Source organism: Campylobacter sp. RKI_CA19_01122, from assembly GCF_025771325.1.
Lineage (GTDB): Bacteria > Campylobacterota > Campylobacteria > Campylobacterales > Campylobacteraceae > Campylobacter_D > Campylobacter_D lari_D.
In genome coordinates this window covers 152,184-166,694 of the sequence record NZ_JAKMPZ010000001.1, presented here as the reverse complement: position 1 = coordinate 166,694, position 14,511 = coordinate 152,184, and the positions used below count along the sequence as shown (strand labels likewise).

12 protein-coding genes are annotated in these 14,511 nt (G+C 29.4%); 9 read left to right on the top strand and 3 right to left on the bottom strand.

What is annotated here, in order from left to right:
- Positions 1–2 precede the first annotated feature (2 nt).
- Positions 3–611 (top strand): NAD(P)H-dependent oxidoreductase, encoded by a 609-nt coding sequence (locus L8U37_RS00870; protein ID WP_263665185.1) that lies wholly within the window; start codon positions 3–5, stop codon positions 609–611.
- 69 nt (positions 612–680) lie between these two features.
- On the top strand, positions 681–4,193 hold the full coding sequence (locus L8U37_RS00865; RefSeq protein WP_263728344.1) for an acyl-[ACP]--phospholipid O-acyltransferase: 3,513 nt from the start codon (positions 681–683) through the stop codon (positions 4,191–4,193).
- A 30-nt stretch (positions 4,194–4,223) separates the two neighbouring features.
- Here the strand turns inward: L8U37_RS00865 and L8U37_RS00860 are convergent, their stop codons facing one another.
- Positions 4,224–6,233 carry a CocE/NonD family hydrolase gene (locus L8U37_RS00860; RefSeq protein ID WP_263728343.1) on the bottom strand — a complete coding sequence of 670 codons (2,010 nt, stop codon included), beginning with the start codon at positions 6,231–6,233 and terminating at the stop codon, positions 4,224–4,226.
- Positions 6,230–7,480 carry an MFS transporter gene (locus tag L8U37_RS00855; protein ID WP_263728342.1) on the bottom strand — a complete coding sequence of 417 codons (1,251 nt, stop codon included), beginning with the start codon at positions 7,478–7,480 and terminating at the stop codon, positions 6,230–6,232. Before L8U37_RS00855 ends, L8U37_RS00860 begins: the two co-directional genes overlap by 4 nt.
- Positions 7,481–7,731: 251 nt before the next feature.
- Between L8U37_RS00855 and L8U37_RS00850 the strand changes: the two genes are divergently transcribed.
- The 7 genes from L8U37_RS00850 to mnmH are packed head-to-tail and all read left to right on the top strand — an operon-like array spanning position 7,732 to position 12,985.
- Complete coding sequence (locus L8U37_RS00850; RefSeq protein ID WP_263728341.1) at positions 7,732–8,676, top strand: NAD(P)-binding domain-containing protein; 945 nt, start codon at positions 7,732–7,734, stop codon at positions 8,674–8,676.
- Positions 8,670–9,362, top strand: a complete 693-nt coding sequence (locus tag L8U37_RS00845) for a tRNA1(Val) (adenine(37)-N6)-methyltransferase (protein ID WP_263725682.1) — start codon at positions 8,670–8,672, stop codon at positions 9,360–9,362. The genes L8U37_RS00850 and L8U37_RS00845 overlap by 7 nt, the downstream gene beginning before the upstream one ends.
- Entirely contained in the window at positions 9,352–9,723 is a 372-nt protein-coding gene (locus L8U37_RS00840) for a YkgJ family cysteine cluster protein (protein ID WP_263728340.1), read from the top strand. Before L8U37_RS00845 ends, L8U37_RS00840 begins: the two co-directional genes overlap by 11 nt.
- Positions 9,699–10,934, top strand: a complete 1,236-nt coding sequence (locus L8U37_RS00835; RefSeq protein WP_263728339.1) for a tetratricopeptide repeat protein — start codon at positions 9,699–9,701, stop codon at positions 10,932–10,934. Before L8U37_RS00840 ends, L8U37_RS00835 begins: the two co-directional genes overlap by 25 nt.
- Positions 10,919–11,521, top strand: coding sequence for an indole-3-glycerol-phosphate synthase TrpC (locus L8U37_RS00830; RefSeq protein WP_220567119.1), 603 nt, complete (start codon positions 10,919–10,921; stop codon positions 11,519–11,521). Before L8U37_RS00835 ends, L8U37_RS00830 begins: the two co-directional genes overlap by 16 nt.
- Positions 11,521–12,009 (top strand): HIT family protein, encoded by a 489-nt coding sequence (locus L8U37_RS00825; protein WP_220567120.1) that lies wholly within the window; start codon positions 11,521–11,523, stop codon positions 12,007–12,009. The genes L8U37_RS00830 and L8U37_RS00825 overlap by 1 nt, the downstream gene beginning before the upstream one ends.
- Positions 12,002–12,985, top strand: coding sequence for a tRNA 2-selenouridine(34) synthase MnmH (gene mnmH / locus L8U37_RS00820; protein WP_220567121.1), 984 nt, complete (start codon positions 12,002–12,004; stop codon positions 12,983–12,985). Before L8U37_RS00825 ends, mnmH begins: the two co-directional genes overlap by 8 nt.
- On the opposite strand, the gene L8U37_RS00815 is transcribed toward mnmH, so the two are convergent.
- Positions 12,980–14,500 carry an inorganic phosphate transporter gene (locus tag L8U37_RS00815; protein ID WP_263728338.1) on the bottom strand — a complete coding sequence of 507 codons (1,521 nt, stop codon included), beginning with the start codon at positions 14,498–14,500 and terminating at the stop codon, positions 12,980–12,982. The two genes, mnmH and L8U37_RS00815, sit on opposite strands and share 6 nt — an antisense overlap.
- Positions 14,501–14,511: the final 11 nt, after the last annotated feature.

Here is a 14,511-nt window from a genome sequence, read left to right as displayed (position 1 = left end):
ATATGCAAGATTATTTAAATTTAATGCAAAATCGCTCTTCCATTAGAGCATATACTCAAGAAAAAATTTCTAGAGAGAACTTAGAATATATCTTAGAATGTGCTAGATTATCTCCTAGTTCTTTGGGGCTTGAACCTTGGAAATTCTTAGTTTTTCAAAAAGATGAACATAAAAAAGAAATTGCAAAAATAGCTAACAATCAAAATCATGTAGCAAATTGTGCTGCTATTATTGTTGTGATCTCAAGAGCTGATTTTAAAGATTATTTTGAAGAAAAACTAAAAAAGAGAGGTTTAAGCCAAGAAGAATTAAACAAACGCTTACAAACCTATAAGCCATTTTTAGACGCAATGGATTTAGAACAAAGTTTTATTTATGCAAAAGAGCAAAGTCATCTTGCCATTGCAAATATTATCAATGCTGCTTATAGTTTAAATTTAGGTTCGTGTATTATCGGTGGCTTTGATAAAGATAAAATCAATCAATATTTAAATTTAGACACCGCTAAACAAAGAGTATCTATGCTCATTGCTCTAGGACATGCCCAAAAAAATTCTAGTACAGAAAAAGCTCGTTTTGCATTTAATGAAGTGGTAGAATTTAAAGATTAATCAAATATCAAAACTCCATTTAAATTTTATATAATAAAATAATATTTTTAAAATAAAATGGAGTTTTAAATGCAAGGAAATTTTTTAAAGATTTTTGGCGTATTGCCATTTTTAGCAGTAGCTTTTATTAACGCTTTTGTGGATTTAGGACACAAAATCATCATACAAAATACCATTTATAAATTTTATGAAGATAGCACCCAACTTTTTCTAACTGCTATTGTCAATGCTTTAATGCTTTTGCCTTTTATTCTTATGCTTTCACCATCTGGATTTTTAGCGGATAAATTTCCTAAAAATAAAATCATGAAAATATCTGCATTATTTTCAGTAATATTAACTTGTATTATTTGTTTGTGTTATTATCTTGGAGCATTTTGGCTTGCATTTACAATGACTTTTATCATGGGAGTGCAATCTGCCTTATACTCTCCTGCAAAATATGGCTTTATAAAAGAATTAGTAGGAAAAGAACTTTTAGCTATGGGAAATGGAGCTGTCAATGCAGTAAGTATTGTGGCTATTTTAGCCGGTATGGCAGTATTTTCTCTAAGCTTTGAAATGCTTTTTGAGTCAAATTTTAACACTCCTTCGGATATTTTAACACAAATTGCACCTTTGGGTTTTGTATTAATAGCTTTTGCTTTATTAGAACTTTTTTTAGCTTATAAACTTCCTAGCTTAAAAGAAGAAGATAAAAATTTAAGTTTTGATAAAAAACAATATTTACAAGGAAAGCTTTTAACCTCTAATTTAAAAACAATATTTTCTCATAAAATTATTTGGCTTTGCATTATAGGAATTTCACTTTTTTGGGCCATATCACAACTTTATTTAGTGAGTTTTCCTGTATATGCAAAAAATGATCTTTTTATAGAAAATACCTTTTATGTACAATGCTCTTTAGCTTTTTCTGGCATAGGAGTGATTATAGGATCGCTTATTAGTGGTAAATTTTCTAAAAATTACATCGAATTAGGTCTTATACCACTAGGTGCTTTAGGGATTTTTCTAATGAGCATTTTAATGCCATTTTTAGAAAACTTATTAAGTTATAGTGTAGTGTTTTTTATTTTTGGTTTAAGCGGAGCATTTTTTATCATACCTTTAAACTCTCTAATACAATTTCATGCAAAAGAAAATGAATTAGGAAAAGTCTTAGCAGGAAATAATTTCATACAAAATTTTTTTATGTTAGGCTTTTTAACACTAGCTACTTTTGCTGCTTATGCTAAAATTGAAGTGATAAATTTGTTTTATTTTATCATCGCTGTGGCATTTTTTGGAAGCATTTATGTGCTAAGTAAATTGCCTTTTTCTTTAGTGCGTTTATTAATGAGTATAGCGTTTTTTCAACGCTACCGTTTATTGGTAGAAGGTTTTGAGAATATTCCTGAAAAAGGTGGAGCGTTATTACTTGGCAATCATATATCTTTTATAGATTGGGCTATTGTGCAAATGGCTATACCAAGAAAAATTTATTTTGTTATGGAAAAAAGCATTTATTCTAAGTGGTATATTAGAATTTTTCTTGATAAATTTGGAGTTATTCCTGTTTCAAGTGCTTCTAGCAAATCAAGCTTAGAGCTTATTGCTATGCATATTAAAAATGGAAATTTAGTTTGCCTTTTCCCAGAAGGAGTGCTTTCACGCCATGGACAGCTTAATGAATTTAAAGGTGGGTTTGAGTTAGTTTGCTCAAAATTAGAAGAACAAGATGGAGTGATTTTACCTTTTTATATTAGAGGACTTTGGGGAAGTGCTTTTTCAAGAAGTGATGAAGAATTTTCAGCAAGAAACCGCAAAATAAGCAAAAGAAAAATCGCTATTGCTTTTGGAAAAAGCTTGCCAATACACACTAAAAAAGAAGTGGTTAAAACAAAGGTTTTTGAACTTTCATTTATTGCTTGGAAATCTCAATGTGAAAGTATGCATACTATAGCTAGAGCTTGGATAGATAGTGCTAAAAGAAATTTAAGTCAAATAGCTATTGTTGATCCTTTAATAGGTGGTATTACTTATAGAAAAATGCTTGCTTTAAGTCTAGTTTTTAGCTCTTTTATAAAAAATAGATCACATGAGTTAAATATACAACCTACCCAAGGAAGCTATACTCCAAAAGAAGAATGTATAGGAATTTTACTCCCTGCTTCCATGGCTAGTTCTCTTTGTAATTTAGCTGTATTACTTGCAAATAAAATCGTGGTAAATTTAAATTTCACAGCAGGTGTAAAAGCAATAAATCAAGCCATTCAAAGCTCTCAAATTCAACAAATTTATACTTCTAGAAAATTTATGGAAAAATTAGAAAATAAAGGCATAAAACTAGAATTTGAAGAGCATGTTAGAATTATTTTTATGGAAGATATTATCGCAAACTTTAAAAGACAAAAACTCAAAATCTTTTCTATGCTTGCTTTAGTAAGTATCTTACCTACTTGTTTAATAAAAGCATTATTTGCATCTAATAAACAAAACCTTGCCATAGCTGCTATATTATTTAGTAGTGGTAGCGAGGGAACACCTAAAGGAGTAATGCTAAATAATCGCAATATTTTAAGCAATATAGCCCAAATTTCAGATGTATTATGCGCAAAAAATGAAGATGTTGTTCTATCTTCTTTGCCACCTTTTCATGCTTTTGGATTAACTGTAACTACTTTTATGCCTTTATTAGAAGGGATTAAAAGCATAACACATGCTGATCCAACAGATGCACTAGGTGTAGCAAAAGCTATAGTAAAAAACAATGTTAGCATTATGTGTGCTACTTCAACTTTTTTGGGTATTTATGCAAGAAATAAAAAACTTGATGCGATTATGTTTGAAAGCCTAAGGATTATCGTTTCAGGTGCTGAAAAACTCAAAAGTGAAGTAAGAACTGCCTTTGAAATTAAATTTAAAAAACCTATTTTTGAAGGCTATGGAGCCACTGAAACCACTCCAGTTGCAAGTGTGAATTTACCGAATAAATTTGATCCTGACTATTGGATTTTACATCGTGCAAATAAAGAAGGTAGTGTAGGTATGCCTTTACCAGGAAGCGCTATACGCATAGTAGATCCATCTACTTATGAAAGTTTAAATCATGGAGAAGATGGATTAATACTCATTGGTGGCCATCAGGTTATGGTGGGTTATTTAAACAATAAAGAAAAAACCGATGAAGTTATCAAAGAAATCGATGGCATACGCTGGTATAATACCGGCGATAAAGGTCATGTAGATGAGGATGGCTTTTTATATATAGTAGATCGTTATTCTCGTTTTGCAAAAATTGGTGGTGAGATGATATCTTTAGGAGCTTTAGAAGAAGAAATTGCTAAATTTATCAATACAGATATAGTAAAATTTTGCGCAGTTGCACTAGATGATGATAAAAAAGGTGAAATGGTATGCTTATTAGTAGAATGCCAAGAGCAAGATTTTGAAGGAATTTGCGAAGCGATTAAAAACTCTACTATGCCTGCTATTTTTAAACCAAGTAAATATTTTAAAGTAGAACAAATCCCACTTTTAGGCTCTGGCAAAGTGGATCTAAAAGGTGCTAAAGATTTAGCTAAAATCTTGCAAGAAAATTAATTCCCAAAGTAAATTTTACTTTGGGAAATTTTATAAACTATTTCTTTTAGTTTTACAATCATATTTTTTATCAAAAACAAGCTTATTATTTTCCTTAACTACTAATTTTCCCTTAATATAAAAATACTCTAAATCGCTAGTTTGTGTTAAGATTATATCCGCCTCCATCATACAACCCTCGCGTCCTATTTGCATTGTTTGAGTAATGGTATATTCTGCACTTAATGGGTTTTCATTTTGAAGTTTTAATTCTCTTTTTAAATTATGCTTTACTAAAACATCAACCTCATCAAATCTATAAACACCTTCTCCAAAAACCCCGCCAACACCATCTGTAATACAAGTCCAAGTATCGTTTAAAATATCATAAGAAATGCTTCTATCTACCCTACCTTCTTCTAAAAGTGTTATTGGAGTTAAAGGAGCACTTTGTGCTTGCATATTGATTTTATCGCTATTTTGTCCATTAAAACATGGCAAATTAAATTCACACTCATTTAAATCTAAAGTTAAGGTTGAAATTTTTGGCATAGGCCAAAACATAGGCCAAAAAGAATTTGCTAATGATAATCTTATCTTAGAACCCTTGGCAAATCTATATCCACAAGCATCAAGTTTGATTTGCTTTTGGATAAATTCATCTTTTTTTAAAGGTATAAATTGTTCTTTATTATCACTTAATGCAAGATTGATCACTCCATAGCTTACTCTTTTTACAAAACCATCAGCTCTAACTTCACTAAGTTGAGCAAAAAGCATAGCTTTTTCTTGATCGCTTGCAATTTTTACATTTAACATAGGAAAGCCTAAGACATCCAAATCTTGTTCTAAAAAATCACTTTCAAAAACAACTGCCATCCCATCATCCAACCTTTGATCGCTAGGACTTTCTCCTAAAACACCAGCTCCCATCCACTCTCCTGATAAAAGCCCATGATTTAATGGAGTGTTAATTTTGATAAATTCACTTGATTTTTTACATGTTAATTTATGCGGATTTAAATAGTATTTTTTATAGCTAATATCATTTTTAAAATCATTTAAAGCAACAAAACGACCTTCTACTTTCTCTGTTTTTGAATTTGGCTTAGAGCTATTTTCAATATATGCTTGTATCATAGGAGCTTCAAGCACATCGTTTTCTTCATTTTTAAGCCATTTATCCCACCATTTAAGTGCTTCTTGTAAAAAACCCATTGCAGGCAAAGGTAAGCCATCATGAGGATAAACATGAGCCCAAGGACCAACGATAGCTTTTTTTGGAACTTTCAAACCATTCATTAGAGTAAAAACAGGATTAGTATAAGAATCAGCCCATCCATCTAATGCAAAAACAGGGACTTGTATATCATCATAATTTTCCCCAACAGATCCATGCTTCCAATAATCATCTTTTAAAGTATGCTCAAGCCATAATGTGGGCCATAAAGGCATATTCTCAAGCCTATTGAGCCATTTTTTTCTACCATTTGGATCAATTTTTGGATCAACAAAGCGTGATTGATATGCAAGCATGATATTACCCCACCAAAAATTATCATTAAGCAAACATCCGCCTTTATAATGAATATCCTCATTAAACCTATCATCAGTAAAACCTACTACTATAATTGCTTTTAAATTTTTAGGTCTTCTTGCTGCAACTTGTAAAGAATTAAAGCCACCCCAAGATTTACCCATCATACCAATATTCCCATCACACCATTCTTGCTTTGCAATCCACTCAATGACTTCTAAGGCATCATCTTGTTCTTGTTTTAAATATTCATCCTCTAATAAACCATCAGATTCCCCACTTCCTCTAATATCAACCCTAACAACCGCATAGCCATTACCACTAAAATATCCGTGCATAGGCTCATCTCTACCCCTTGTTCCATCATTTTTTCTATAAGGAATGTATTCTAATATAGCAGGAACTTTTTCTTTTACTTGAGGAAGCCAAATTCGTGATGAAAGCTTAGTGCCATCTTTTAAAACTATCCATTCATTTTCTATTACTCTAACCTTATTTTTAAAGTTAAAAACAATTTCCTTCATTTTATCCCCTTTTTATTGTATTTTTTAATCCAAATCAAACAAAACATTACGCCCAAAATAGCCATAACTATCATGATGGTAAAATATATATGAAAACCTTTTACACCTGGGTATCTATCTAATAAATCTCCAGCAAGTAATGGTGCAAAAACTTCAGGCAAATACCCAAAAGTAGATACAATACCTATAGCCATACCCGCTAAATGTATAGGAATTTTTCCCTCACTAAGTAAAGAATAATAAATTCCAAAATTAGAATACATAGCTATATAAATTATGACACAAGCAGAAGTTAAAACACTCATTTGTAAAAATCCATTTAATTTTGAACTAAGCATTAAAAAAATAACACCAATTCCCATTAAAATAAAGCCTATCATCATTATTTTAGCTTTTCCATATCCATCTGCTATAAATCCACCCACTACAGAAGAAACCGGACGAATATATTGAGCCAATACCGTTAAAATAGCTGCAAAAACAGCAGAAGTTCCTATAACATTGCTTGCATAAGGAGTAAAATAATAAAAACTCATGTTAAAAAAATATGTACAAAAAGTAATAGCAACCACAAGCCAAAGAGCAGAATTTTTCAAAAGAAAAATCAAGTCTTTGATTTTAATCTTCTCACTTTGCTCATTAATATCATCTTTCAAAAGAAAAAACAATAAAATAGCACTTGCAATAGGAGCTATAGAATAAAACACAATAACCATTTCTATACCTTGTGCGGCCAAGGCTTTTGTTTGAAAATATCCAAAAATACTCGTAGCTATAGCCAAATGTGCAGCACCAACAACTCCTCTACCGCCTTCAAAAATTCCATAAGCCCTTGCTTGTTCTTTAGAATTTGCTAAGCTCCTTACTATTTTCATCAAAGAAGGCCAAAAAGTTAATAATGAGGTAATCCCCCAAATTCCATAAATAATCAAAAGTGCATTTAAAGAAGTAAAATATAAATGCAATAAACCACCAAGTCCTGTAGTAATTAAAGAAAAAATCAATAACTTTTTTGGTGCAAAACGATCTGCTAAATAACCTCCTAAAGCATAAGAAAACAAACCAAGCAATCCATAAGCACTACCTAAAAGCCCCATTTCAAAATTATTTAAATGATAAAGACTCATATAATCATCATAATAATACTTTCTAAAATAAGGCAAACCATAAATAATAGATCCGCAAAAGGATAATAACAATAATGTTAAAAAATTATTTTTTAAACTTTGTCCTGTATTTTGTCCCATCAAAAACTCCTTTTGCATACTATATATAATTTTTATGTTTTTTTGCTTTTATATAAGTGATTTTATGCAAAAAATATTATAATAATATATTTTTTACACATTTTAATCTACTTTATTATAAAATTTTATTAATTTAATAATTTATAAGCATAAAAAATTTATTTACAAAATAAAAATAATTTCTGTTTTTTATTTTTTATTATTGTTTTTTTGATACATTTACATAAACTAAAAATTAAAAAAGGGAAATAATGAAAATTTTTGATATGGTAGTTATTGGTGCTGGCCCTGCAGGTATTGCAGCTGGAGTAGAAGCTAAAATAAAAAATAAAGAAGTTATTGTTTTAGAAAAAGCTGATGCGATTTGTCAAACCTTAGTAAAATTTTACAAAGAAGGCAAAAGAGTAGACAAAGCTTATAAAGGTTGTGATAGCACAAATCATGGACATATAAATTTTGAAGATGGAACTAGAGAAAGCACAATAGAAACTTTCCAAAATGCCATTAAAGAGCACAATCTTGAAGTAAAGCTTTCTAGTGAAGTTGAAAGTGTTAAAAAAGATGGAGAAAATTTCATAGTTAGCACTGCAAATGAAAATTATATTTGTAAAAATGCAGTTATTGCCATAGGTAGAATGGGTAAGCCAAATAAACCAAGCTATACTTTACCTATAACTTTAACAAAAATCATCAATTTTAATGCAAATTCAGCAAGCCAAGGTGAAAAAATCTTAGTTGTAGGCGGTGGAAATTCAGCAGCAGAATACGCTATAGATTTAGCTAAAAATAACGATGTTACACTTTGCTATAGAAGAGAAACTTTCTCAAGATTAAATGATATTAATCTTGAAGATATTCAAAAAGCTTTTGAGCAAGGCAGTGTAAAAGCAAAACTCGGCATAGATATAACTGGTATTGAAGATGAAAATGGTAAAGCTAAAGTAAATTTCACTAACAATACAAGTGAAATTTATGATCGCATTATTTATGCTATTGGTGGTTCAACCCCGCTTGATTTCTTACAAAAATGCTCTATAGAAGTTGATGAAAAAGGTGTGCCAAGCTTTGATGAAAATAAAGAAAGCAATGTAAAAGGATTATTTATCGCAGGTGATATAGCGAGTAAAAACGGAGCTTCTATTGTAGTGGGTTTAAATGATTCATTTAAAATCTGCGATCATCTTTATAAATGCTAAAACTCTTTCAATATTCAAAAGGCTATCGTTATAATAATGATAGCCTTTTACTTTTTGACTTTTTATCTAAAAATAACTTAAAAGGAAATATCCTTGATATAGGATGTGGATGTGGAATTTTAGGACTTTTAGTAAAGCAAAAATTTCCAAATTCAAAAGTTTATCTACTAGATATTCAAGAGCAAAATATCGAACTAAGTTATAAAAATGCTAAAGAAAATAAACTTGAAATTCAAAGCATTTGCGAAGACTTTTTAAACTATAAAAGTGATATAAAATTTGATTTTTTGATCTCTAATCCTCCATTTTATAAAAAAAATACACAAAAAAGCCAAGATTTGCATTTATGTATATCAAGATATCAAGAATTTATGCCACTTGAGAAGATGTTTGCTAAAATAAATACTTTAATCAAGCCAAATGGTAGTTTTTTTATGTGCTATGAGGCAAGTTTTTTAGATGAAATTTGTGCTTCTTTAAAGCAATTTAAATTAAAGCTAGTTTCTCTTCAATGCATTCACACCAATACACAAACTAATGCAAGGCTTGTTTTAATGCATATTAAAAAAAATAGTAAAAGCCCTTGTGTGATAATGCCTACGCTTTTTATGTATGAAAATAATGTTTTAAATCCAAAAATTAGTGAAATTTATGAAAATACAGGAACTATAAGCTATGATATGTGAAAAAGACTTTGATTATTCTTTTGATGAAAATGCTTGTAAAATATGCGGTGGAAAATGCTGCACTGGAGAAAGTGGATATATCTATGCAAGCAAAGAAGAGCTAGAAGCTATTGCTGTTTTTTTTAATTTAAACTTTGAAGCCTTTAAAGAACAATACCTTATCAAAGTTGGATTTAAATATAGTTTTAAAGAAGTAAAGCATGAAAATGGCTATCGTTGTATTTTTTTTGATACAATGTATAAAAAATGTTTAATTTACAAGCATAGACCAAAACAATGTAAAACTTTTCCATTTTGGGAGTATTTTAAAACACACAAAGAGGAGTTGAAAGAAGAATGTATAGGGGTTTGCTTTCACTAATTATCGTTTTTATCCTAACAAACCTTGCTTTGGCTAAAAGCGAAGATAAAATCTTACAAGCACTCATTTATGAAGAACATGGACAGTTTCAAAAAGCATGTGATATTTATACAAATTTATTTCATGAAAATAATGAAAGTATCTATTTACAAAAAGCATTGCTTTTAGCTTTGGGTGCTAACTTAAAACAAAAAGATGAACTTTTAAAAGCCTCTAAAGAATTTTTAAATCATACAGCTATTGCAAGATTAAATGCTTTGCATTTTTTTGAAATAGGAGATTATAAACAAGCCGAAACTATACTTTATAAACTCATTAAAGAAGAGCAAGATTATAGAAACTATGAAATACTAGGTGATATTTTTGCTAAAAAAGCTTTATGCACCAAAGCTTTAGAGCAATACAATCTTGCTTATAAGCTTTTTGAACATGAAAATTTATTACTTAAAATAGTTGAAATTAATATTAAAAATAAAAATATTGATCAAGCTAAAAAAGCTTTAGAAGAATTTGTAAAAAATTCACAATGCACTCTTAAAACATGCACCCTACTTTTAAAAATTTATCAAGAGCAAAAAAACAATAAGGCAAGCATTCAAACCCTTGAAAAACTATATAAACTCAACAATGATATTAAATATATATATGCTATGATAGAATTACTAGTGCAAGAAAAAAATTATAAACAAGCTCTAAATTTAGTCCAACAATACAACATAGATCCTGATACTAAAATTTTCTTATATACACAAACAAAAAATTATAAAAAAGCTTACGAAATAGCTTTAAAACATTATGAACTTAGCAAAGATAAAAAATACCTTTCTATGGCAGGGGTTTTAGAATTTGAAATTTATATGGATTCTAAAAGTAAAAAAATCACGGATCCAAAAATTCTAGCTTCTATTATGAAAAAATTTGAACAAAGTGTAGATGTGCGTAGCGATGCTTTATATCAAAACTACTATGGCTATGCCTTAATCGAATATGATATTGATATTGCAAAAGGTATAGAATTAGTAGGCTGGGCGCTTGAACAAGAACCACAAAATCTTTACTACCTAGACTCTTTAGCTTGGGGCTATTATAAACTTAAAAATTGCAAAAAAGCTTATGAAATTTTACAAAAAACATTCCACGATAAAGAATTTGCAAATTCCCAAGAAAGCAAAGATCACTTAAAGGCCATTGAAAAATGTTTAAAACAATAGATTTAAAAAATCATTTTTCAAAAACACAAAAAATTCTAGAAAATAAAAAAGAAATTTTTCCTTATGATATGCTAGGCAGAAGCCTAGCTTCTAATGCTTTTTATCCTAAAGATATTTACACACTTTTGCTTGAAAGAAAACTTTCGCATTTTTTATATTCTAAAGATTTAAATTTTAATCATGAAAATTTTGATGCTATCGTTTTACCAACAAGTCCTTTGCTTAATCAAGACATACAAAATTTAAGTCTTTTTAGACGCTATCATGAAAAACCCATTGTGCAATTTGACTTTATTTTTGATGAATATCAAATTTTAGAAAGCTTGGTATATGGAGCTGATGCGTTTATTGTATTTCCTAAAATGCTAAAAACTATGCAACTAAAAAAACTTTATAATTTTGCAATACATCTTGGCTTAGAGGCCATTTTTTATATTGAAAGCAAAAGCGATCTTAATAATGCTATTTTAGCAGGAGCTAGAATTTTTTTATTAGAAGATGAAAAGCTATTACCTTTGATACCAAAAAATAAAGCTCTTATAAGTAAAAATATCAAAAATCTGCATTCTTGCATAAAGGAGAGTTGATGGAGTATTTATACGCACCTTGGAGGGATGTTTATTTTAATAATAAAGATAAAAATTTTTGCCCTTTCTGTCATTGTAAGTATGAACTCAATGAAGATGAAAAACTTGGGGTAATTTTTAGAGCTAAAGAATGTTTTGGCATTATGAATAAATACCCTTATAGTCCGGGTCATTTCATGATTATCCCTTATGATCATTTAGAAAATATAGAAGATTTAAATAATGATACATGGCTAGAAATTAGCCATTTTGTGCGTATTGGAGTTAAAATTTTAAAAGAAAACTTTCATGCTAAGGGTGTTAATATAGGTATGAATTTAGGTAGTGCAGCAGGAGCTGGCATAGCGCCGCATTGTCATTATCATTTAATCCCAAGATGGCAAGGGGATACAAATTTTATCACTACCATAGGACAAACTAGAGTTTGTGGGAGTGATTTGGAAAAAGTTTATACCACCTTATGCAAAGCTTTTAAAGATTATGTATAAAGAAGTTGATTTTGAAAATTTTTTAAAATTTAATTTTGATCTTTTAATTGATGTAAGAAGTCCCAAAGAATACAAACTTGCTCATATAAAATCTGCGCAAAATTACTACGCACTAAATGATAATGAATTTGAAGAAATAGGCACACTTTATAAGAAAAATAAAGGCTTAGCTAAAGCAAAAGGTGCAAGTTATATTTGTAAAAATATGAGTGAGCATATTAATAAACTTTATCAAAATTATAAAATAGGTTCTTTGGTGGGAATTTATTGCGCAAGAGGCGGTAAAAGATCAAAAGCTATTGCTTTAATCTTGGCTGAACTTGGTTATAGAGTTGTAAGATTAGAAGGTGGATACAAGGCCTATAGAAGTTATGTGAGTGAGTTTTTTAGGAAAGATTTAAATATTGAGTTTTTATGTCTTTGTGGCAATACAGCAAGTGGTAAAAGTGATTTAATCCAAACTTTAAACAATGCTTTAAATTTAGAAAAACTAGCTAATCACCAAGGATCAAGTTTTGGTAAAATTTATGGAGAACAACCAAGCCAAAAAGCCTTTGAAGATAAGTTGTTTTATTTTTTAAAAGATTATACTCACAAAACTTGTTTTATAGAAGCTGAAAGCAGACAAATTGGAAATTTAACTATCCCACTAAATTTATACAATAGTATGCAAAAAGCTAAGAAAATTTGGTGCGAGTGTGATATAAATTTACGCATTCAAAGAGTTTTAAAAAACTATACTCCAATGGATAAAAAAGTATTTTATCAATGCGTTGAAAAAATATCACCTTATATCAGCAAGGATTTTAAATTAAGACTTTGTAAAAATTATGAAGAAAATAATTTAGAACTTTGTGTAAAAATGCTTTTTGAATATTATGATAAAGTATATAAAAAACCTGCAAAAATTGATTATTTTATAAATAGCTCTAATTTAAATGAAGCTAAAAAATATCTTATGAGTTTAAACTCATAAGATTATATTTACAAAAATTACAAAAATAATACTTGAAAGAATTCCAGCAACTGGTAAAGTAATAACCCAAGCTAAACCAATAGGTTTCATCATACCCCATTTAGCATCTTTATTAAACACCCCTATACCCAAAATAGCGCCGATTAAAATATGGGTTGAGCTAACTGGAATTCCAAGTTGAGTTGCTAAAAGTATAACAATACTTGCACCAAGTTCAGCACTAAAGCCTGTTGTTGGCTTAATTTCTGCTAGTTTTGAACCAACAGTTTGAATAACTTCTTTACCTAAAAACCAAAGTCCAATAACCAAAGCTATACCAAACATAAGCATTACAGCAAATGGCACTGGCGAACTTGGATTAATGGTATTATTTTTAAGCACATCTAAAATCGCAGCAAATGGCCCAAGAGCATTAGCTATATCATTAGCTCCATGCGAAAAAGCAAAACTAGAAGCAGTAAAAATTTGAAACCACGAAAAAATCTTTTCTATAGTTTTATTTACTTCAGTTTTTTTCATCAATCTTACAACAGCCAAAGTAACTATATAAGCAAAAATAGAAATAATAGAAACTATCCATAAATTCTGCACCATATCTAAAGTAGAAACTTTATTTAAACCTTTAAATAAAAACATTGACGCTATTATTAAAGCAGCTATCCCTGCAACCAAAGGAACATGAAATTTCATTTTAGAAAAAACATCTATATTTTTTTCTTTTTCTTTTAATTCTTTAATTTTTAACTTATATTCACTTCTTTTTTCATCATCATCTAAAACAATGGCACTTAATTCTTTAATTTGCTCTTCTTGACTTTTGTTTTTTAAATTGATAAAAAAATTTTCTTTAAACTCTTTTTTTTCTTTTTTAATTTCTTTTATTTGCATATTAATCAAAGCCGAAGGTTGAAGTATTTTTTTATAAATATAAGCATAAATTAAATACGCCACAAGTCCACCAAGTAAAGGAGAAATAACCCAACTCATAGCTATTTTATAAATACCATTCCAATTTACCATAGAAAAAGCTTGGTCTTGATCAAAAAATACAAACCCCATAGCTATACTTGAACCTACAATACCACCTATAATGCTATGAGTAGTAGAAACTGGAAGTCCTTTTTTTGTTGCTATAAATAACCAAATACCTGAACTTAGCAAAGCTGAAAGCATAACACATACAAACACCATAGGATCAACACTATCTGGTAAAACCACTATACCACTTCTTATAGTATTAGTTACTTCCCCACCTGCAAACACAGCCCCACTTAATTCAAATACTGCTGCAATAATTAAAGCTTGCTTAATAGTAACTGTCTTAGCTCCCACGCTAGTGCCAAATGAATTTGCAACATCATTACCGCCAACATTAAAGGCCATAAAAATTCCAAATACACTAGCAAGAATAAATAATATCATGGAATTATTAGGAATGTAATTATAACCCCAAACAAAAAAATACAAAACGCTTACAATAAAAATAAAAAATGCAATGGTATTGTCTTTACTCAAGCATTCTCCTT